Here is a 20,308-nt window from a genome sequence, read left to right on the forward strand (position 1 = left end):
CGACCGAGCAAACCCCATTGCCGGATGGCGCGTAAACGCTTATCCGGCCAGGGCCGTTACAGCCGCCCCCTAAACACAAAGAAACACCTGCGGCGTCTGCCCATCCGGATGCGTCGCCACATGCACCTGCGCGCCGTACCACCTGGTGATAACCTCCGGTTGCAGCACCTGCATTGGCGTCCCCTGCCCCACTATCTTCCCCTTATGCAACAGCACAATGCGATCCGCCCACAGCGCCGCGAGGTTCAGATCGTGCAGCACCACGCAGACATGTAGCCTGGCACGCTGCGTCAGGGATTTAAGCAAACGCAGCAGCTGCTGCTGATGGTAGAGATCGAGCGCTGAGGTTGGCTCATCGAGAAACAGCCACCCTTCCGGCGCACCGTTACGCCAGAGTTGCGCCAGGCTACGCGCCAGCTGCACCCGCTGCTGCTCGCCGCCGGAAAGTGTGACAAAGCGGCGTCCAATCAGCGTTTCGCAGCCGGTTAAACGCATCACTTTACGCACGATATCGCACGCATGCCTCTCGCCCCATGGCGCGCGCCCCATCGCCACCACCGACTCCGCGGCCCACTCAACGCCGAGGGCGTGATGTTGCAGCATCACCGCCCGGTAGCGCGACAGCGCCTGTGAAGGCCAGGCGGCAAGGGATTTCCCCGCCAGGGAACAGACGCCGCGCGACGGCGTAAGAAAGCCGGTCAGCAAGCGCAGCAGCGTCGATTTGCCCGCGCCGTTCGGGCCAATCAGCGCCACCATTTCGCCAGGCGGCAGCGTGAGGGAGATATCATCCACCAGCCGCCGCTGGCCGACCGTGAATTGCACCTGGTGGGCAATAAAACCGTTATCCATAGAGCGCACTCCGCTGGCGAAAAATAAGCCATAAAAACCACGGCGCGCCGAGCAGGCTGGTCAGTAAGCCGACCGGCATCTCGGCAGGTGCCACCAGCGTGCGGGCGGCGGTATCCGCCAGCAGCAGCAGGCTCGCCCCCGCCAGCAGCGAGCCGGGTATCTGATGTTGATGATCGGGGCCTAACATCATGCGTATCAGGTGCGGAACGACCAGCCCGACAAAACCGATGATGCCGCTGATGGCAACAGAGGCCGCCACCAACAGCGCGCTACAGAGCAGCAGCCGCCGCTGTAAACGCCGCACATCCACGCCCAGATAGTGCGCCTCCTCCTCGCCCAGTTGCAGAAAGTTGAGCTGTTTCGCCACCCGCCAGATCCCGAGCATGGCGGGCAGGATCAGGGTCGCCGTAACGATGAGCGTCGGCCACTGCGCCTGCCCGAGGCTACCCATTCCCCACTGCGAAAGCTGGCGTAGCTGCGCATCGTTGCTGATCCACGCCAGCACGCCAACGCCCGCGCCGCACAGGGCGTTGATGGCGATCCCCACCAGCAGCAGCCGCGACAGCGCGCTCTCACCCGCTTTGCTAAGTAAAAAGATCACCACCATTACCGCCAGGCTACCGATAAAGGCGGCCACCAGCGGGGCATAGAGGGCAACCAGCACCGGCACCGACAGCGGCAGCACCAGCCAGCAGGCGACGACCAGCGCCGCGCCGCTGCTGATGCCAAGTAACCCCGGATCGGCAAGCGGATTGCGAAACAGCCCCTGCATAACGCAGCCGGAGAGCGCCAGCGCCGCGCCAACAAGCAGCGCCAGCAGCACGCGCGGCAGGCGAATGGTGAACCAAATCTGGCGCAGCACCTCATCATCGTCGTACCACAAGCTGGCAAGAGAGAGATCCATCGCCCCCTGCGTGGAGGCGAAGAGCGTGAGTGCCGCCGTCAGCAGCAAGAGTCCCCACAGGAGACGGGAAGCCGCACGGGTGATCACGGTAGTTGCTCCGCTTTTTTACGCAACTCCAGCAATGCCTGCGGGGTGCGCAGACCAAAGCCCAGCAGCGCGGCCTCGTCCACAACCAACAGCTGTTTGTTGCGCCCGGCGGGCGTTTGCGCGAGGCCCGGCAAGTGCCAGATGTTCTCCTCGCCGCCCAGATGCTTTACACCTTCGGCTGAGATCAACACCAGATCCGGCTGGCTGGCGATCACCCCCTCCTGCGACATCGCCCGGTAGTGGGAAAAGCCCTGCATCGCATTATTAAGCCCCGCAGCCTGGATAGCGCCATCCGCTGCCGTCTCTCTCCCCGCCACCAGCGTGCCCATGCCGCCGTGGCTAAGGATATAGAGCACTTTTTTATCCAGTGGCGAGGTGGGCAGTGCGGCAATCTCCGTCGCCAGCTTTTTGCGCAGCGCCAGGCTCTCTTCGTTTTTGCCGAGGGCGCGGGCGATCACCACCACTTTCTTATCGATCTCCGAGAGCGTATACCCGCCCGGTACCGGCACCATATAGACATCGTTATCCTGCACGCTTTTCAATACCAGCGAGGGCTGCGCCTGGCTGCCCGCCAGCACGATGGTAGGCCGCAGCGACAAAATGCCCTCCGCATTCAACTGGCGAACATAGCCGACATTCGGCAGCTGCTTTACCTCGGCAGGCCAGGTGCTGGTGCTGTCGCGCCCGACCAGCTGGCTCTGCGCGCCCAGGCCATAGACAATCTCCGTGACATCACCGCCAAGGGCGACAACTTTTGGATCGGCGGCCACCGCCAGCAGCGGTAGCAGCAGTAAGAGCATCACCACGCGTTTCATACTTCGTTCCTCCACGGCGTTAGCGCTTTAATCTGCCCGCGCCAGCAGGCCTGTTCGCGATCCCCTTCGCTGCGCTGACCATAAAGCTGCGCGATTTGCGTACCATCTTCGGCAAACAGCTCCAGGCTGGTGACATGCCCATCCGCGCTCGGCTTGCGCGTCACCCAGCTTTCGTGGATCCCCGCTTCGCGCAGGTGCAGGGTAAAGATCTTATTCATCACCCGCAGCCAGTCGCCCACCGGCGCGCACTTCTCCAGCGCACCGGTAAAGATCTGTATGCAGCCGCGGTTGCCGACAAAGATCATGATTTCATTCCCCTCCTGCTGAACCTGCTGCAGAAGGGCGGGCAGCGCGTCGTTGCTGACCTGGCAGGCAAGATCGTCGCCCACCAGCCGAAACGCCTGCTGGCGTGAGATGTTGTGTTTGCGCAGCAGGTTGAAGAACTGGTGCACATCGGTCATCTCACGCCAGTCGTGGTCAACGGCTTCTCCATCGGGCGCTTCGTCGTAAAATTTGCTCTCGGGCGCGTAAATGGAGAGCGGTACCTGACGCCGCACGCTAAAACGCTCCACGACTTCATCCCACTGGCCGCCATCGGTGTAGGGCGTGGCGTAGATTTTCAGCAGGGCATCGCCCTGGTGATCGAAAAACTGAATACTGCGCCGCTCGCCTCTTGGCCCCTGCTCCCGCAGGTAGTAGGCGCAGGCCCACTGGCTCATAAAGAGGCGCAGATCGAGACCGCGCGGGTTGAGCACCACCCCGGCGCGATCGCTGATATGTTGATTGGTGAACCGCCCGGTCATCTCATGAACCGCATATTCATTACGACAGATGCTTTTGGCTTCGCCGACGCTCTCCAGCGCCTTGAAGATATGGCGCACCGTCCCCTCCAGGCGCACCGCATCGTAGCCAACGCGCGCTTCGGCCAGCTCCGCTTCGCTTATCGCCAGCTGGAACGCGATATCTCTGGCGCTTTTTGCCGGTTCAAGCGCTCTGATTAACTGATACTCCTGCCAGATGGCAGCGTAATCTTTTGAAGATACAGGCATATTTTTCACGTCCTTTATGTGTCTTAACATCCCCGGCGCGCGCCGGGGGTAAAGAGGCTGCCGGGTCAAAAATCAATATTGACGCCAAGTTGCCAGCTGCGCCCTGGCATCACGGCCAGCGCGTTGTCATAGCTATCCTGGAGAGTGCGCGTTTCCTGCGTACGGCTGCTGAGGTAATCCCAGTATTTGCGGTTGGTAAGGTTGTAGACGCCGCCGCTGACCTTCACCTGCTTTGCCACCTGCCACCAGGCGCTCAGGTCGACAACCCCGTAACCCGGCACGCGCATATAGCTACTGCTGGCGGTGGCGATCGGCTCGCCGCTGTTTTGATAGGTTTCACGACTGGTTGCCGTGGCGCGCTTACCTTTGACAAAGGTGGCGGTGAGCGCGGTGCCGTAACGTTTGGCCGGATCGTCCCAGCCGAGGCCGACAATCGCTTTCATCGGCGCGACGCTGTCGAGATCGCGATAGGCGTCGCCCATGTAGCGCGATTTGGCTTGTCCCTCGGCGTAGCCATAAGCGAGGGTTGCGTGCAGCCCTTCAGCCTGCTCAAACCAGCTGCCGATATCGAGCGTGGCGCTGATTTCACCCCCGTAGATAAAGGCTTTATCGCGGTTTTCCGCCTGATAGCTGGTGTAGATATTCGACGGCACGTTGACGAAGTTGCCCGGGTTGTCGGCGCGGCGATAGCGGGTGTAGGCGATAAAGTTTTTGTAGCTGTTGTAGAAGAGCGCACCGCGCAGCGTGACGCCTTCTGCCACTTCGCCCTTCAGCCCCCATTCGAGGTTATCGCTGGTTTCGGTTTTCAGCGCCGCGTTGCCGATCAGTGCGTACTGCGCGCGCCCGGCATAGTTAGAGCCAAGATTCCAGGAGCCATAGAGCTGGCTGGCATTGGGGAACTGCGCCCCGCGCCGGTATTGCAGATAGCTCAGCAAACGGGGCGTGAGCTCATACTGGAAGGTGAGCGATGGCAACCACTCGGTGTCGCTGTTTTGGTGGTACAGCGCAGAGACATCCCGGGTATTCAGCACGCTGCTGGTGGTAGTCAGGCTGCCGAGGTTCTCCGGTTTCATCGACTGGTGCATTACGCGTATGCCGGGAATGAGGGCAAAGTTGTGCTCTCCGGCGGCGAAATTGATCTGATCCTGCACAAATGCACCGAGGATCTCGCTTTTACTGTCCGCTTCAGGCTGCATGATCGCATTGCGCGCGTTCGGCGCTGGCTGCTGGCGGAACGGGCGCTCTGTTTTGCTGGCGCTGGCATTAAAGCCGGCGCGCAGATTGTGGCGGCCGATGCTTTTCGCCAGCGCATGCTGAATGCCTATCCTGTCGGTGTCGTAACTGGAGTAGACGGTGCCCGGAATGCGGGTGGTGCTGTCCGGCATCCACGTGGCGTCGTGCGCCTGGGTGCGCTGTAGATAGATCTTTGTCGAAGCGCTATCGACCCACGCATCGACCGGTGTCCAGTCATCCTTCAGGCTGATGGCCCAGCGCCGGGAGTAGCTGCTCTGCTGAGCGTTGCCAATAATCGCACTGCCGTCACGGTTCCAGGCGTCAAAGTGGGTATGGGTCGTTTTGTTGTAATACTCCGCTGTATAGGTCCGTTTGTGCACCTCAGAGGCTTGCAGGATCCCGGAGAGCAGCAGCGCGTCGGAGTGCCAGTTAGCGGGGTAAGCCCCGACTCTGTCGCTGTTGTTACGCGTTTGCTGGCCGTCGCGGCGGCTGTAAACCACAATGCCGCGCACGCGTTCATCGCCTGCCGCCGCCGTTACGCCGTTGTGCCAGCTGCGATCGCTGGAGTCGTAATCGCTCTGGTAACCCGCGTAGTAGTGCTTCGCCCCTTGCAGGTAGTCATTGGCAGATTTTGGCCGGAACGAGACATTGCCGCCGATGGCGGTGTTGGCTTGTTCCGCAGGCGTTGCGCCCGGCTGGATCGCCACGTTGCCGTAAAGGTAGGGGTCGATATAGTCGCGGCCAATGCCGAAGGTGTTAAGCCCGGCGCGCCCGGCGTAGCTGCGCCCGGTGGCCTCCGGCTGGGGAATGCCATCAACATCAATACCCACGCGGTTACTCTCAAGGCCGCGAATGTTATAGCCAGTGTAACCGCCGCGGTCGAAGCCGCTCTTACCGTTGCCGGAACCGCCCCCTGCCCCGGTAGCACCAATCAGCGGCTCATACCGCATGATGGAGCCAAAATCATTCGCCCCGTTGCGTTGCAGAGCGTCAGCAGTGATGGCGCGATCGCTTCCGGCCTTGAGACGTGGCGCAGGCGCGGTAATGACCATCTCTTCGGCGCGATCTTGTTCATCGCGTGGTGCGGTTTCAGCCGCAAAGGTCGCGGTGGGCGTAAGCGTTGTCAGGAATGAGGTGACCAGCACGCGGTTTCTGAAGCGTAGCCGGCAAAAAGGTGTAGTCGTCATAAGTGTGTGTGCCTTTGAATTATTATCATCCGGCTCACATCAACTCCCAGAAATCAGCGGAACCGTACACCAGCCGCACGGGCCAGGCATCAGCTCTCTGTTATGGTCAAGATAGTAATGATAACTATTATCACTTGCAACGATTTCATAATGCCAACATATTGCTTACACTTTGTGGACCCTTTTCCCTTCTGGTAACGAGATGATGTCCACTAAACCTGCCATCACCCTGCACTACTGCGTCCAGTGCAACTGGATGCTGCGCGCCAGCTGGATGGCGCAGGAGCTGCTCCACACCTTCAATACCGATTTAGGTTCCGTGACGCTGATCCCCGGCACCAGCGGCATTTTTGTCATCGAAGCCGATGGCAGCGTTATCTGGGATCGCAAGCAGGAGGGCGGCTTTCCCGATGCCGCAGAGCTAAAACGCCGCGTGCGCGACTGCTGCTTCCCGGAAAAACCGCTTGGTCATGTTGAAAAGCGCAGCGAGTAACCTACTGCGCGAAGGCCTGCCTCAGCGCGCGGAACGCTGCCAGCTGCTGTGGAATAAGCTGGTGGCGATCGTCACGGGCAACAAAAATTTTTAGCATCGCGCTGCCTGCGGCGTTGAAAAAGAGGATGGTGGCGGCGTCCATCGCCATAAACTTGCGTTCAATAAACGCGATATGGCGACAGTGATCGGCCTTGATATGGCCCGATACCTGCTCTTTGCCCTGCAAGTTGAAGTAACCGTGGCTGTAAAATCCCGGCGGCAGGGCGATGCTGCACTCCAGGATCACATCTTCGGTGTGGATCAGGAGCAGCACCGTGCCCCAGGTAGTCACCTCTTGCCACACCTCGTCAAAATGGGTACCGGCAATCATTTTGCTGCCAGGTAACTGCCGCACCACTTCCAGCAGCGTGGTCTGGTAGTGCCGGGCGACATGTTCAAGTATGCAATCCGGCTCGGTGTGCAGAAACTCCTGTAAGCTCTTCTCTGTCATCTCTCTCTCCTTTTGACTTTCCCTTCGCCACCTCTCCCCTGCAGCGATGAATGAGAATTACTATCATTTGTCTCGAGAAAAAACTGCGAGCTAGCGCGCAATAAAAAAGGTCGCCGAAGCGACCTTTTAACTATTTTTTAACCGGTTGCGGTTTTTTGTCGCCGGACTCCGGCGCTTCGCGTGGATCGTCTTTTTCAATAGTGAGCACAAAACCTCCTTTTGCGAATGAATGTTTAGTAAATATAGCTAAGCCTTGCAGGCTAAACCAGGCGGCAGAGGATTAAAAAACAGGCATTGGCGGAGAAAAATTAAGCTGAATCGGTTCGAAAAGCCGCCTACATAGCTAAAAACGGCGTATTTTCAAATATTTATTCATGAAATAATTTATTCGTGAGCAGCGTAAAATTTCATTACAAATGCGGGTTTTAGCAGCTTATGCTGTTGCCCAATTGTGCATAGCTTGCCAACTCATTGTTAGTAACGAAGATGCATTTGCATACCCTCAGGCGCAGATCGGATTTCCTGTACCTGAGGGATTTTTTTTGCCTGCAATAGCTCAGAAAATAATTAATCAGGAAAATTAATTTTATTTATTTTGAAATTTCAGCAACCCTACAAATAATTAAGCGAGCCGTTTCCGACTCGCTATCGTTTAAAATTAGATTTTAAACTTCAGGTTAAAACAGCAACGGCACCACTATTTTTTATTGCTGCTGTTGCTATTCTGTCCGCCTTTTTTACCGGCTTCGGACGCGCGCTCTGGGTCGTTTTTGAAGTTCCCACCGCTCTGCTGTCCGCCTTTACGCCCTGCTTCTGAGGCTTTTTCACGATCTTCAGCGAAATTACCGGAACCGCCTCTATGCTCGGCCATGTTATTTCTCCATCTGTCGTTTCAAATATAATCAATATGACATCAGCGTCATATCAATCGCCTTTCATGATTAAGTTTGGCTATAAACATAATTTATGTCAAAGCGCAGCCGTTAATTAATATCGAGTTTATGTCATGCCTATTTTTTATTTGTCCTATCCCACTGGTTAGTCGACAAAAAATAGCGCAGCGGGAGGCCAAATTTATTTTACGGCTGCGTTTAGTGTACTAATCACACAGCCTGCCGCGAGCGGCTCTGCCGGGGCTGGAATTTGCTTTTGTTATAATATAACATTTCAATTTATGACAAACGTAACCAGGGAGTGATACCGATGATGAAGAAAACGGCTTTTGCTTTGGCAATGGGCGCGCTGCTGATGAGCACGCAGGGCTTTGCCCATGGGCACCACCACGGCAAATCGCTGACGGAAGTGGAGCGTAAAGCGAGCGAAGGGATTATTGATGATAAAGATGTGAAAGATCGCCCGCTCTCCGACTGGGATGGCGTCTGGCAATCCATTAACCCTTATCTGCTGAGCGGCGATCTCGATCCGGTGCTGAAGAAAAAGGCGCAGCACGGCGATAAAACGGTGGAGGAGTACCGCGACTATTACAAAAAGGGTTACGCCACCGATGTCGATACGATCGGCATTGAAAACAACGTGATGGAGTTTCACACCGGCAAAACCGTCAACAGCTGCCGCTATGATTATGCTGGCTACAAGATCCTGACCTACGCTTCCGGCAAAAAGGGCGTGCGCTATCTGTTTGAGTGTAAAGACGCCAGCTCCAAAGCGCCGAAGTATGTGCAGTTCAGCGATCACACCATCGCGCCGCGCCAGTCCCAGCATTTCCACATTTTCATGGGCAGTGAATCCCAGGAAGCCTTGCTGAAAGAGATGGATAACTGGCCAACTTACTACCCCTACAATATGACTAAAGCGCAGATCGTCGACGAGATGCTGCATCATTAAATGAATATAATAGCTTCGATAGATTGCGTAACGCGGCTATTGCCCACCATAGGCAATTATTAAATTAGGATATTACTTATGCATAGCGGCTTTGAAGTTACCCTTCGAGCCGCTTTTATAAAATTCCCCATCAAACCTTAGCCCCAAGATAAAATGCTAACAAACCAGCAGAGTCGTTCTTCTTCTTTAAAAAAACTGATGAATATTCTTAAATGAAATCTTTTTCGGGTTACAACTCCCCATTATTGCTCTAATAAATCAGTATTAACCATCTATCACATTTTTATCTCGCTGACGCTTAACACTACCGTCCGTCAAACAAAGGGGGAGATATGCGTATATTTGGCAAGAAGAAAAACACCGCCACGTCCTCAGCGAATGCCAACGATACTGAGCAGGATGCTGATAATAACCCTGTTCGGCCCGGAGATTTAATATATGGCGTTCATTCAGAATTGGGGCGCAGATGGTACACCGAACACAAAGAACCCTTTAAATCCAAAACGTTAACCATTGATGAGCTAAAGATCCTGAAAAGTGACCCCTTTACTAATCAGCGTTACGCACAGTTTGAGCAGGAGTTTCGTGGATTTTTACGGGGCAACCAGAAATATAAGAGTGCACTTGATTCCTCAGGAAACAATCAAGATATCCGCAGAAAGGCCAAGGCTGGCCTTATGTGGGCGGTTAATTCGGGTAGAAATGTCCATTTTGTACTGGACGATTTGAATATAGGGAATGTCATAAACAAACAACATAAAGGTAAAAACGCCGATGCGCCCGCCTCCGGCGGAAAACCCAAAAACAGAGCGATTACTGGCGCTGAGCTACGGTGGATTTACCGTAACAGGATGAGCGAGAATGTTAAAAACCATATATTCTTTTGGCTGGAGGGGAAATTAGTTTTAGCGCCTTGGGAAGATGATATTGTTCAATCAATAATACAAAACGGTAACATTACGGAAATAGTCAATGACCGAAAAAAATGGAGCGACTATAAATAATCTCTCCTGTCCTTTACGTATAATACTTCTATTTGCTGGCTGGATACCTTATCAACAGGATTCAAGGTAATCGGTATAACATTTTAATGATAGATTTCAGTCAGCTATGGTGCTCTTCGCTGCCCACTATGAACTCACTTTACGATCCTGCTCTCCCCCCATTTTTCCCGCGCCGATGATTTAGGAGTAATCCTCTCCAGAGTGCCGTCTATGCTTAAGGCTTAAAAAAACGATAACGCCGTTATAAGCACACCCCTTTTTTATTCACCCGCATTGATGACTGGAGGCCTGGTATGAGCAACCACGGCAACAACCCGGACGCGCACCGCGCCCCGGAAATGATCCCGCTGTCCTTAACTGTTAACGGCGAGCGCCGACAGCTTGAGGTTGATACCCGTACCACGCTGCTGGATGCGCTGCGTGAAAGTTTACATCTCACCGGCACCAAGAAAGGGTGCGACCACGGCCAGTGCGGCGCCTGCACGGTGATCGTTAACGGGCGACGCATTAACTCATGCCTCACCCTCGCGGTAATGCAGCAGGATGCCGACGTCACCACCATTGAGGGCCTCGGTTCGCCGGACGATCTCCATCCGATGCAGGCGGCCTTTGTCAAACATGATGGCTACCAGTGCGGTTACTGCACGCCGGGGCAGATCTGCTCCTCCGTCGCCATGCTGAAAGAGATTGAGCAAGGGATCCCAAGCCATTTGACCCTCGATCTCGTCTCCCCGCCCCAGATGACGGCAGATGAGATCCGTGAACGCATGAGCGGCAACCTCTGCCGCTGCGGCGCCTACGCCAACATGCTGGCAGCGATTGAAGAGACCGCCGGGGAGAAATCATGAAGACCTTTACCTATCAGCGGGTCACCACCCCTGCCGAAGCGGCTGCCAGCGCGCAGCGCACAGAGGGCGCGAAATTTATCGCGGGCGGCACTAACCTGCTTGATTTGATGAAGCTGGAAATTGAGACGCCGACCCATCTGATTGATGTCAATGGCCTGGCGCTGGATAGCATTGAAGCGACCGCTGAAGGCGGCCTGCGCATTGGCGCGCTGGTGCGCAACACCGATCTCGCCGCCGATGGGCGCGTGCGCCGCGATTATGCCGTGCTCTCCCGCGCCCTGCTCGCCGGGGCTTCTGGCCAGTTGCGTAACCAGGCGACGACCGCAGGCAACCTGTTGCAACGCACGCGCTGCCCCTATTTTTACGACACCAATCAGCCCTGCAACAAACGCCAGCCGGGCAGCGGCTGCGCGGCGCTGGGCGGCTACAGCCGTCAGCTTGCGGTGGTCGGTGCCAGCGAATCCTGCATTGCCACTCATCCAAGCGATATGGCGGTTGCCATGCAGCTGCTTGATGCAATTGTTGAGACCGTCAACCCGGACGGTCGCGAACGCCAGATCCCGCTGGCGGAATTTTATCGCGCCCCCGGCGACACGCCGCATCTGGAGACGGTGTTGCAGCCCGGCGAACTGATTGTCGCCGTCACCCTGCCGCCGCCCGCGGGCGGCACGCATATCTACCGTAAAGTGCGCGACCGCGCTTCCTACGCGTTTGCGCTGGTCTCCGTGGCGGCAATTGTCCACCCGGACGGCAGCGGGCGCGTGGCTATCGGCGGCGTTGCCCATAAACCGTGGCGGCTTGCCGAAGCGGATGCGGCACTGCCGCACGGGGCGCAGGCGGTGTATGACAAACTCTTTGCCACCGCGCAGCCTACGGCTGAGAATGCATTTAAATTGACGCTGGCGAAGCGCACGCTCGCCTCGGTGTTGTCAGAAGCGAGGGCGTAAATGATGAAATTTGAGAAACCGGCAGGCGAAAACCCGATCGATCAACTGAAAGTGGTCGGTCAGCCTCATGACCGCATCGATGGCCCGCTAAAAGTGAGCGGCCGCGCCCACTACGCTTACGAGTGGCATGATGTGCTGCCCAATGTCGCCTATGGCTACATCGTCAGCGCGGGCATTGCCAAAGGCAAAATCAGCGAGATTAACTGTGATGCGGCAGGCAACGCGCCGGGCGTGCTGTCGATTATTACCGCCGATAACGCCGGCCCGCTGGGCAAAGGCGAACGCAATGCCGCCACGCTGCTTGGCGGCCCGCAGATTGAGCACTATCACCAGGCCGTTGCGCTGGTGGTGGCTGAAACTTTTGAGCAGGCGCGCGCTGCCGCCGGGCTGGTGGACGTCACTTACCAGCGCGAAAGCGGTGCCTACGATCTGGCGGCGGAGAAACCGGCGGTCAACAGCGCGCCGGAGAGCGCGCCGGACAAAAATAGCGGCGATTTTGACGCTGCCTGGGCAAGCGCCGAGGTAAAACTCGACGCCATCTACACCACGCCGGATCAGAGCCATATGGCGATGGAGCCGCACGCCTCGATGGCCGTCTGGGAAGGGGATAAGGTGACGGTCTGGACTTCCAACCAGATGGTCGCCTGGTGCCGGACCGATCTGGCTACCACCCTCAATCTGCCGGAAGAGAACGTGCGCATCATCTCGCCCTACATCGGCGGTGGCTTTGGCGGCAAACTCTTCCTGCGCAGCGATGCGCTGCTGGCCGCCCTCGCCGCTCGCGCCTTGCAGCGCCCGGTGAAAGTGATGCTGCCGCGCCCGATGATCCCCAATAACACCACCCATCGTCCTGCAACCATTCAGCACATTCGTATCGGCACCGATCGGCAGGGGAAAATCACCGCCATTGCGCACGACAGCTGGTCCGGCAACCTACCGGACGGCACGCCGGAGACGGCGGTAAACCAGACCGAGCTGCTCTACGCGGGGGCTAATCGCCATACCGGTTTACGGCTGGCAACCCTCGATTTACCCGAGGGCAACGCCATGCGCGCGCCGGGTGAAGCGCCCGGCATGATGGCGCTGGAGATTGCCATTGATGAGATGGCAGAGCGAGCCGGGATCGATCCGGTTGAGTTTCGCATTCTCAACGACACGCAGGTTGACCCGAAGGATCCACAGCGCCCCTTCTCACGCCGCCAGCTGGTGGAGTGCCTGCGCACCGGCGCGGATCGTTTTGGCTGGTCGCAGCGCAATGCCACGCCAGGCCAGACGCGGGACGGAGAGTGGCTGGTGGGCTACGGCGTCGCGGCGGGCTTTCGTAACAACCTGCTCGCCCCGTCCGGCGCGCGCGTGCACCTCGACGACGCTGGCCGGGTAACGGTAGAGACGGATATGACCGATATCGGCACCGGCAGTTACACCATTATTGCCCAGACCGCCGCCGAGATGCTCGGCGTGCCGCTCTCCCACGTTGAAGTGCGCCTTGGCGACTCCAGCCTCCCGGTCTCTGCCGGCTCCGGCGGGCAATGGGGTGCCAACACCTCTACCGCTGGCGTTTACGCTGCCTGCGTCAAGCTGCGTGAAACCATCGCCAAAAAACTGGGCTTTGATGCCGCTTCGGCGGTGTTCGCTGATGAGACGGTAAGCGTGGGCGATCGCAGCGCACCGCTAAAAGCCGCGGGCGCGCTCAGCGCGGAAGATACCATTGAGTTTGGCGATCTGGATGAGCAGTATCAGCAATCGACCTTCGCCGGACACTTTGTTGAGGTCGCCGTCGATGCGGCAACCGGCGAAGTGCGCGTGCGCCGTATGCTGGCGGTGTGTGCCGCCGGGCGCATCCTCAACCCGAAAACCGCGCGCAGCCAGGTGATTGGCGCGATGACGATGGGGCTGGGCGGTGCATTGATGGAGGAGCTGGCGGTCGATACGCGCCAGGGTTACTTCGTCAATCACGATATGGCGACCTATGAGGTGCCGGTGCATGCCGACGTGCCTGAGCAGGAGGTGATCTTCCTCGACGACACCGATCCCATCTCCTCGCCGATGAAGGCCAAAGGCGTGGGCGAACTGGGGCTGTGCGGCGTCAGCGCGGCAATTGCCAATGCGATCTACAACGCGACCGGCGTGCGGGTGCGGGATTACCCGGTTACGCTCGATAAGCTGCTCGACGCCTTGCCGGATATTGCCTGAGGAGACGTTATGCAGCAGACCACTCTGGCTTCCGACACGGCAGATGAAGCGCTGCTGACGCCGCAGCAGGCGCTGCTCACCGATGACAGCGAAGATATTTTGCGCTTCGCCGTCGATGCGCTCGGCGCAGGCATGGAGACAGCGCTGGTGACGCTGACCGCCATTCGCGGCGGCGCAGCACGAGCGGCGGGCGCGCAGATGGTGGTACGCGAAGATGGCGGCTATTGCGGCTTCGTCTCCGGCGGCTGCGTGGAGTCTGCCGCCGCCTTTGAAGCAATGGCGGCAATCGCCTGCGTTGAAGATCGCGTGGTGCGCTACGGCGAGGGTTCGCCGTGGTTCGACATTGTGCTCCCCTGCGGCGGTGGCATCACGCTGCATATTCATCGCCTGCGCAGCGCGCAACCGCTGCTGGCGGTGCTGAACCTGCTTGCGCAGCGCCAGCCCGCCGCGCTGCGCTACCATCCGGCTCGTGAGCAGCTTGAGTGCGTGACGGGTGTGACCGAAAGCGGCTGGGATGAGGAGGTCTTTACCGTCGCCTACCGCCCGCGTGTGCGGGTTATGGTGTTTGGCCGCTCGATTGAAGCGCAGGCCACCGCCAGCCTCGCCCGCGCCTCTGGCTACGACGTGCAGCTTGTCGAGACGCTAACGGATGGCGCACAGATCGATACGCAGACGGCGGTGATCCTGCTGTCGCACGATCTGCACCGGGAACTGCCGGTGTTGCAGGCGGCGCTCCGCGCGCAGCCTTTCTACATCGGCGCGCTCGGCAGCTATCGCACCCATCAAAAACGCACGCAGAAGCTCAGTGAGATTGGCTTTGCGCCCTCTGACATTGCGCGCATCAAAGCGCCGATTGGCATTTTCCCGAAAGCGCGCGATGCGCGTTCGCTGGCGCTGTCGGTGCTGGCGGATGTCGCCGCCGCGCAGCTTGCAGCGGACGAAAGCTGATGGCTGATCCAGTGGTAATTATTCTTGCCGCAGGCCGCGGCGAGCGCTTTCTCGCCTCCGGCGCGCAACACCATAAACTTGATACGCTGCTCGGCGAGCGCACGATATTAGAGCACGTTATCCATGCAGTAGAGCGTGCTGGTCTCGCCTGGCATCTGGTTCGCCCTGTGGGCGGCACGGGCGGGATGGGCGACTCTATCTCACTGGGCGTTAACGCCACTTCGACTGCATCCGGCTGGCTGATTCTGCCCGCCGACCTGCCGCTGATCGCACCAGAATCGTTACTGCATGTCGCCGAAGGGTTAGGTGAAAAACCGCTGGTGATGCCGTGGCATCAGCAGCGCCAGGGTCATCCGGTGGCCTTTTCCCGCTGCTACTTTCCTGCCCTACGGGCATTAACTGGCGATAACGGCGCGAAAAGCATTGTGCAGCAGGCAAGAGCGCGCGGCGAGGTGCTGGATCTGCCGCTGACAGATGCGGGAATTATTCAGGATATTGATACGCTGGAAGATTTGCGGCGGGCGGAACGTAACTACGATATTTACGCATCCAGCGTGCGTAAGTGAGTCGCCACGCCCCAGCGCAGCACCCTGCATTTCCCTTCCGCCATCTCTAACACCGCGTAGCTGGCATTGGGCTGCGCATAGCGGGCGAAGTTCTCAAGGCTCCCTTCCTTCAGCAGCGCCAGCAAACCCTGAGTGACGTGCCCATGGCAGACAACGCAGAGGGTTTTATGCGCCGCGCGAGTGTGCTGAAGCTGTAAAAACGCCAGCATGCGCTGCACCGCCTGCGCCAGCGATTCGCCGCCTGGCGGGCAGAACGCGGCATCGTGTGCGAATAACGCATCTGCTTCAGCGGGACATTCAGCCCGCAAATCCTGCGTGGAAAGCCCCTCGTAGCGCCCGAATGACTGCTCCATCAGCGCGGCATCAATCGCCAGCGGGGCCTGAAAAAGCGCGGCGAGTTGTTCACCCATGCTGCGCGCCCGCGCGAGCGGCGAGCTAAAGACAGACTCTGCGGCGTAACCTTCATCTTTTAATGCAGCGAGTAATGCCGCCGTTTCCCGCTCGCCGCGTTTGGTGATTGGGCTGTCCTGCTGGCCCTGAATCATGCCCGCGCGGTTCCACTGCGTTTGTGCGTGGCGTACGAGAATAACTTTCATCTGTCCTGCTCCTCGCCCGTATATTCGCGGGAAATTTATAATGGGTATGAATGGAAGAAGAGTGGCTATCATGTGGCGGGAATACAAGCGAAAAAATAACGGCGAAGATGGGTAAGAGATGGTTGAGATAAAAGCGTTTAATGCAGTTTGCGCGAATGTCGCCAACGAAGATGAGGTGCTAACCCTTGGCGTAGGAGACGATGCACACGACCCGCAGCATTTTTTTATCATTGGGAGATTTGATGAAGATGATCTTGCTATTGATGAGTGCATCGGGTTTCAGAGCGACGACACCGCCTATGAACTGGCGGCGGCAATAGAAGCCGTTACGCTAAGCGTGGATACATTGACGATTCGGCTGAACGAGACTGCGGCGCAGCAGGCAGGCTGCAGGGAGTATTGCGCGAAGATTTCTGCTGTTCAAAACAGCGGGGAGTTGCAAGCCGCCTTGCTGACGTTATTTGCAGGCAGCAAAGTGAGGCTGCAACTTAAATAATGCTGTGGTGTAAATGTGCCAAACAGCCAAGGCTCAGCGTACGCGCTGATACTGATTCACCCGGTGGCCCACCGCGATGCATTTCGCCTCGACCATGCTGATGTAGTAATAGCGGGGGTTTGGCAGATGGGTCATCAGCCACGGAAGCTCCGTGGAGTATTCGACATCAGTGGTAGCGATCATCCACACCGGCTCGCCGTATAAGGTGATGACCGTAGCGTGATGAGCGTGCTCATCCCACCCGCGTCGGCTCTGCGCGGCATAGGCTCTGGCGATCTCGATGGCTTCAGCTTGAGTGATCAATACTGCGTCCTGAGCAGAAGAAGTTTTGCGTAAGCTACACGGCTTTGTGACCAGTGGCTATGACGGTTTTTAGCTGAGGGAGTGGGAATAAATTATTTCGTGCCCGGGGATGCCTCTGCTGCGGCGAGAGAGCATTTCGCATGTGGTGCTTTTGTTTGGCCTTCGTTTTTACATTCTCTTTTCGCCTCAGCTACACTACTCCCTCAATTTTTCTTGCTGAATTCAACAATGTTAAAAAACTTACGCTTTATCATTCCTCTGCTCGCGCTGGTTGGCGCTGTCGCCTACTGGCTTACGCCCCACTACTCCGAAGAGGAGGAGAGCTATTACCGCGCGGTGTTCTGCACCATCGATCATGACGATCCGCAGAATTTTGCCCGTGATATGGAAAACATTGTCGAGGGTGGCAATTCTGATTACGCGTTACGTAAAAATCACTACATCTCCGCGCTGGGCGAACGGATGATCGATACCTGGACGTCGCTCAGCGCGCAGCAGCAGGCAGCGATCAAAGAAAACCAGCAGAAATGCCGCGACATAATGAGCGACAAACAGCGGTCATAATAAAATTATGAGCTTTGCAGCAGTGGCCTTCTGGTTTAACGGCAGGGATTATTTGAGAGTAAGTTATGAGCAAAAAGAGTACCGACACCAGTAAATTCTTAAGTTATGTCTTGCGCCATGAACCAGAAGCCATTGAGCTAACTCTGGATAAAGAGGGCTGGGCGGTTATAGACGACCTTATTCTGCGTGCTGGTAATAAAGGCTATGCACTCGATAAAGATCTTATTTTCAACGTTGTTGAAAGCAGCGAAAAGAAACGCTTCACGATTTCAGAAGATGGCTTACGCATTCGCGCAGCTCAGGGGCACTCCACTCAACAGGTCAATATCACTTACGCAGAGAAAACACCTCCAGATATTTTGTATCACGGTACTGCAACTCGTTTTATCGCTCAAATCAGAGAGCAAGGCCTTCTGCCTTTGTCACGTCAGTATGTACATCTCTCCTCTGATGAAGATACGGCAATTCAGGTCGGTCAACGTTATGGAAAGCCCGTGTTATTAAAAATAAAAGCCGTGGATATGTATGAGAAGGGCTTTAAATTTTATCAGGCGGATAATGGGGTTTGGTTAACGGAGCATGTGCCCTGTGAGTATATTCAGGAGTGACGGCTACTCATCGTCATCCTGATCATCTTTATGACGGGTTGCGTCAAGGCGAGCCGATTTTCACCTGAGTAATTCCAAATGCAAAGAGATGAAAACCAACCCGACAAAAACTACGTAAATTTGATCACACATTCAGATAATGCGAAAGAACGTCCATCAGAGATCACAAACCGATCATTTTCAATATGGGCGAGCAACAGGCCAAGCCCATGCGCGCCAGTTTCGATATCTTTACGCCAGCCTTCCAGATCGCCATGATAGCCTATTGCATAGAAAGTGAGGCCTTCAGGTATAGTGATAGAACAGCCTCGATCATTTCTGCCTCCACTCTTAGCACTTCTTGGTGATACAGAGGCAGTGAGGTTATCGAACTGTTTGCTAAATTTACTTTTCCCATCATCAGAGAAATAGACGATTTCTAAACCATCAACTTTTTCTGTGCCGGGAACAACACGCGCATCACTTCGCTCAATCTTAGCGCCACAATTCTTTTCAAGCTCATCTAAAAATTTAGTCATACTATCGCTATTTATCTGCTTTTGCTTTAAAGGAATATATTTAGCGTTTATTACCACTAATGCCTGGATCGCTACTTTTAGCAAAACGGCTGATAACGCTCGTGAAGCCTGGTTAAATAAATCATTACTAACCCTTCATCATCCTGGTACTCCTTGATATAACTTCGAGAAAGAAAAGACATTAACTCAACAAATTTTTGAGGAGAAATTGCTGAACTTTCATAGTCCCCAAACATAAAGCTGACTTCGTTAAAATCTTCAGGAATATCCCAGTCTTGATCTAGCGCATAACCGCATCCTTCTGATGGGGAGCATCCATATCCTTCGCTAGCTCTTTTCAAAAAGGCGATATAGCTCATTTTATTCAGTGATAAAACCAAATAAACAATATCATATAAGTCCCTACCTTCATTTTGATAAAAATATTTTTTTGTTGCTTCTAACCACTTTAATTTTTGCATGCGCGTTAATGATGACTTGTAAGAAGTAGAATAAATTTTTAATTCACAGTGTACGCTCTGTGGTTGCGCCAGGATAATTTACGAAACCAGATCAGCTTGCCAATTATCACTCATTAGGGTCAATATAATCCAGTGCAACCTCCCAATCAACTGTCACTTATTGAGGGACACTAACGAGCTCAGAGAATAAAATTACCTGCACGGTACTGTTTTGCGAGAAATTTCTTGTAATTCATTCTTTTTTTCATGATTTTATCTTAGCTCTGTAAGTTAAAGCTATCCTAAATTTGCTTTAATAATTACTGTCAACTATTAAACATTATAATTTTTGAGCGCAACATTTCCAGTTTCTCTATAATCGAAATATTTAATATTATTATTAAACTCTAAGAGCTCAGATTTTATATTATTAAAACCTAAATCTTCTATTCTTATTTTTTTCAAAGATATAAAAGAATCATTAGCTTTATTAAAGTCATTTACATTATCAAAATTAATATAGCTATTGAAATTAATCGACTCAATAACTATATCTGATTCATGGAAATTCAAATGAATTTCCCCATCAAAAACTAGCATTGTATTAATTGTTGTATTTTCGAAATCAGAGCAGTAGCCAGCAAGCCATATGTGCTTATCTCCAACACAAAATTCATTCCCTATGGAGTGATAATAGTCATCGGTGTGAGTCGATAACTTAATATACACACATTTAATTCCTGAAATCGTTAACTCTGCTCGTTGCATCATTAAAGTAAAAATATCTAAATCATTAACATCCAAGCTATTCAAAGCTCTAGTCACAATACTATTGCTATTTTTTTTAGTTATTACGCCATACCATGATTCATCATCAATATTTATAACCATATCGTTCAACAAAATAGATGAGTTTTCTTTTTTATTAATAATATCTAAAATTGAAAAATATGATTTCAAACCAATGTTATTATCCAAGCAAATTACTTGGGGATAGCAATCGGTTATTTTTAAATTATACTTAATCATTTACTGACACCTTTTTTTTAAATTTATATTCAGTAACTGTTGAGTTATTTATCGGTTTCCCATCAGTCTATGGAAACCCAGTAAAGTTCCCACGCTCTTCGATCTTTCGTCAACATAACGCTCAAATAATCTGTGTCTTGTTATTTTATTTTGTAGCTATAGTGATATTTTCAATTTTTCCTTTATCGGATAAGCTAAAGCACACTTCAGGTTCATGCTTATCATCATCAACCCAGGACAAAATAGCATCATTTAAGATATCAAGATAAATATCTAAATCGTGCACTGGTAACTCA

Annotated in this window: 25 protein-coding genes; 11 read left to right on the top strand and 14 right to left on the bottom strand. The window is 54.5% G+C overall.

Annotated elements, in window-relative coordinates:
- Positions 1-69: 69 nt before the first annotated feature.
- From N7V53_RS05625 to N7V53_RS05645, 5 genes are all read right to left on the bottom strand, one after another.
- Positions 70-849 carry a heme ABC transporter ATP-binding protein gene (locus N7V53_RS05625; protein WP_279792577.1) on the bottom strand — a complete coding sequence of 260 codons (780 nt, stop codon included), beginning with the start codon at positions 847-849 and terminating at the stop codon, positions 70-72.
- Positions 842-1,837 carry an iron ABC transporter permease gene (locus N7V53_RS05630; RefSeq protein WP_279792730.1) on the bottom strand — a complete coding sequence of 332 codons (996 nt, stop codon included), beginning with the start codon at positions 1,835-1,837 and terminating at the stop codon, positions 842-844. The genes N7V53_RS05625 and N7V53_RS05630 overlap by 8 nt, the downstream gene beginning before the upstream one ends.
- Positions 1,837-2,655, bottom strand: coding sequence for a hemin ABC transporter substrate-binding protein (locus tag N7V53_RS05635; protein WP_279792579.1), 819 nt, complete (start codon positions 2,653-2,655; stop codon positions 1,837-1,839). Before N7V53_RS05635 ends, N7V53_RS05630 begins: the two co-directional genes overlap by 1 nt.
- Positions 2,652-3,704 (bottom strand): ChuX/HutX family heme-like substrate-binding protein, encoded by a 1,053-nt coding sequence (locus tag N7V53_RS05640; protein WP_279792580.1) that lies wholly within the window; start codon positions 3,702-3,704, stop codon positions 2,652-2,654. The genes N7V53_RS05635 and N7V53_RS05640 overlap by 4 nt, the downstream gene beginning before the upstream one ends.
- Before the next feature lie 65 nt (positions 3,705-3,769).
- A complete protein-coding gene (locus N7V53_RS05645) occupies positions 3,770-6,124 on the bottom strand; it encodes a TonB-dependent receptor (protein ID WP_279792581.1) in 2,355 nt (784 codons plus the stop codon).
- A 205-nt stretch (positions 6,125-6,329) separates the two neighbouring features.
- Between N7V53_RS05645 and N7V53_RS05650 the strand changes: the two genes are divergently transcribed.
- Positions 6,330-6,617: a SelT/SelW/SelH family protein gene (locus tag N7V53_RS05650; RefSeq protein WP_279792732.1), complete on the top strand. Its 288-nt coding sequence runs from the start codon at positions 6,330-6,332 to the stop codon at positions 6,615-6,617.
- A 1-nt stretch (position 6,618) separates the two neighbouring features.
- On the opposite strand, the gene hutX is transcribed toward N7V53_RS05650, so the two are convergent.
- From hutX to N7V53_RS05665, 3 genes are all read right to left on the bottom strand, one after another.
- Complete coding sequence (gene hutX / locus N7V53_RS05655) at positions 6,619-7,107, bottom strand: heme utilization cystosolic carrier protein HutX (protein WP_279792583.1); 489 nt, start codon at positions 7,105-7,107, stop codon at positions 6,619-6,621.
- Positions 7,108-7,237: 130 nt separating this feature from the next.
- Entirely contained in the window at positions 7,238-7,315 is a 78-nt protein-coding gene (locus N7V53_RS05660) for a hypothetical protein (protein ID WP_235180437.1), read from the bottom strand.
- A gap of 489 nt (positions 7,316-7,804) precedes the next feature.
- Entirely contained in the window at positions 7,805-7,978 is a 174-nt protein-coding gene (locus N7V53_RS05665; protein WP_023478999.1) for a general stress protein, read from the bottom strand.
- A 332-nt stretch (positions 7,979-8,310) separates the two neighbouring features.
- Here N7V53_RS05665 and zinT point away from each other — a divergent pair, with 332 nt between their 5' ends.
- The 7 genes from zinT (at position 8,311) to N7V53_RS05700 (ending at position 15,458) form a co-directional block, all read left to right on the top strand.
- Positions 8,311-8,952 carry a metal-binding protein ZinT gene (zinT, locus tag N7V53_RS05670; RefSeq protein WP_279792585.1) on the top strand — a complete coding sequence of 214 codons (642 nt, stop codon included), beginning with the start codon at positions 8,311-8,313 and terminating at the stop codon, positions 8,950-8,952.
- 332 nt (positions 8,953-9,284) lie between these two features.
- Positions 9,285-9,956: a hypothetical protein gene (locus N7V53_RS05675; RefSeq protein WP_023479008.1), complete on the top strand. Its 672-nt coding sequence runs from the start codon at positions 9,285-9,287 to the stop codon at positions 9,954-9,956.
- Between the two features lie 293 nt (positions 9,957-10,249).
- A complete protein-coding gene (gene paoA, locus N7V53_RS05680) occupies positions 10,250-10,804 on the top strand; it encodes an aldehyde dehydrogenase iron-sulfur subunit PaoA (RefSeq protein ID WP_279792587.1) in 555 nt (184 codons plus the stop codon).
- Positions 10,801-11,751 carry a xanthine dehydrogenase family protein subunit M gene (locus N7V53_RS05685; RefSeq protein WP_279792588.1) on the top strand — a complete coding sequence of 317 codons (951 nt, stop codon included), beginning with the start codon at positions 10,801-10,803 and terminating at the stop codon, positions 11,749-11,751. The genes paoA and N7V53_RS05685 overlap by 4 nt, the downstream gene beginning before the upstream one ends.
- 3 nt (positions 11,752-11,754) lie before the next feature.
- The gene (paoC, locus tag N7V53_RS05690; RefSeq protein ID WP_279792737.1) at positions 11,755-13,944 is read left to right on the top strand and encodes an aldehyde oxidoreductase molybdenum-binding subunit PaoC; all 2,190 of its coding nucleotides are present in this window, start codon (positions 11,755-11,757) and stop codon (positions 13,942-13,944) included.
- Positions 13,945-13,953: 9 nt separating this feature from the next.
- Positions 13,954-14,892 carry an XdhC family protein gene (locus N7V53_RS05695; RefSeq protein ID WP_279792589.1) on the top strand — a complete coding sequence of 313 codons (939 nt, stop codon included), beginning with the start codon at positions 13,954-13,956 and terminating at the stop codon, positions 14,890-14,892.
- On the top strand, positions 14,892-15,458 hold the full coding sequence (locus N7V53_RS05700) for a nucleotidyltransferase family protein (RefSeq protein ID WP_279792590.1): 567 nt from the start codon (positions 14,892-14,894) through the stop codon (positions 15,456-15,458). The genes N7V53_RS05695 and N7V53_RS05700 overlap by 1 nt, the downstream gene beginning before the upstream one ends.
- Here N7V53_RS05700 and N7V53_RS05705 read toward each other — a convergent pair.
- Entirely contained in the window at positions 15,434-16,054 is a 621-nt protein-coding gene (locus N7V53_RS05705) for a histidine phosphatase family protein (RefSeq protein WP_279792591.1), read from the bottom strand. The two genes, N7V53_RS05700 and N7V53_RS05705, sit on opposite strands and share 25 nt — an antisense overlap.
- A 118-nt stretch (positions 16,055-16,172) precedes the next feature.
- On the opposite strand from N7V53_RS05705, the gene N7V53_RS05710 reads away from it, so the two are divergent.
- Positions 16,173-16,550 carry an Imm10 family immunity protein gene (locus N7V53_RS05710; protein ID WP_279792592.1) on the top strand — a complete coding sequence of 126 codons (378 nt, stop codon included), beginning with the start codon at positions 16,173-16,175 and terminating at the stop codon, positions 16,548-16,550.
- Between the two features lie 33 nt (positions 16,551-16,583).
- Here the strand turns inward: N7V53_RS05710 and N7V53_RS05715 are convergent, their stop codons facing one another.
- Positions 16,584-16,853: a hypothetical protein gene (locus N7V53_RS05715; protein WP_263753161.1), complete on the bottom strand. Its 270-nt coding sequence runs from the start codon at positions 16,851-16,853 to the stop codon at positions 16,584-16,586.
- Between the two features lie 228 nt (positions 16,854-17,081).
- On the opposite strand from N7V53_RS05715, the gene N7V53_RS05720 reads away from it, so the two are divergent.
- Together N7V53_RS05720 and N7V53_RS05725 are read left to right on the top strand one after the other, a co-directional pair.
- Positions 17,082-17,417 carry a hypothetical protein gene (locus tag N7V53_RS05720; protein ID WP_279792593.1) on the top strand — a complete coding sequence of 112 codons (336 nt, stop codon included), beginning with the start codon at positions 17,082-17,084 and terminating at the stop codon, positions 17,415-17,417.
- Positions 17,418-17,482: 65 nt separating this feature from the next.
- A complete protein-coding gene (locus N7V53_RS05725; protein ID WP_279792594.1) occupies positions 17,483-18,025 on the top strand; it encodes an RNA 2'-phosphotransferase in 543 nt (180 codons plus the stop codon).
- A 110-nt stretch (positions 18,026-18,135) separates the two neighbouring features.
- Here the strand turns inward: N7V53_RS05725 and N7V53_RS05730 are convergent, their stop codons facing one another.
- The 4 genes from N7V53_RS05730 to N7V53_RS05745 all read right to left on the bottom strand — a co-directional run bounded on the left by N7V53_RS05730 (position 18,136) and on the right by N7V53_RS05745 (position 20,298).
- Entirely contained in the window at positions 18,136-18,543 is a 408-nt protein-coding gene (locus N7V53_RS05730; protein ID WP_124969559.1) for a hypothetical protein, read from the bottom strand.
- A gap of 77 nt (positions 18,544-18,620) precedes the next feature.
- Positions 18,621-19,004 (bottom strand): hypothetical protein, encoded by a 384-nt coding sequence (locus tag N7V53_RS05735; RefSeq protein WP_279792596.1) that lies wholly within the window; start codon positions 19,002-19,004, stop codon positions 18,621-18,623.
- A 312-nt stretch (positions 19,005-19,316) separates the two neighbouring features.
- Complete coding sequence (locus tag N7V53_RS05740) at positions 19,317-20,012, bottom strand: hypothetical protein (RefSeq protein ID WP_279792597.1); 696 nt, start codon at positions 20,010-20,012, stop codon at positions 19,317-19,319.
- 145 nt (positions 20,013-20,157) lie between these two features.
- On the bottom strand, positions 20,158-20,298 hold the full coding sequence (locus tag N7V53_RS05745; protein WP_279792598.1) for a hypothetical protein: 141 nt from the start codon (positions 20,296-20,298) through the stop codon (positions 20,158-20,160).
- Positions 20,299-20,308 lie beyond the last annotated feature (10 nt).

The sequence above is a fragment of the Kosakonia sp. HypNH10 genome (assembly GCF_029850615.1).
GTDB classification, from domain to species: domain Bacteria; phylum Pseudomonadota; class Gammaproteobacteria; order Enterobacterales; family Enterobacteriaceae; genus Kosakonia; species Kosakonia cowanii.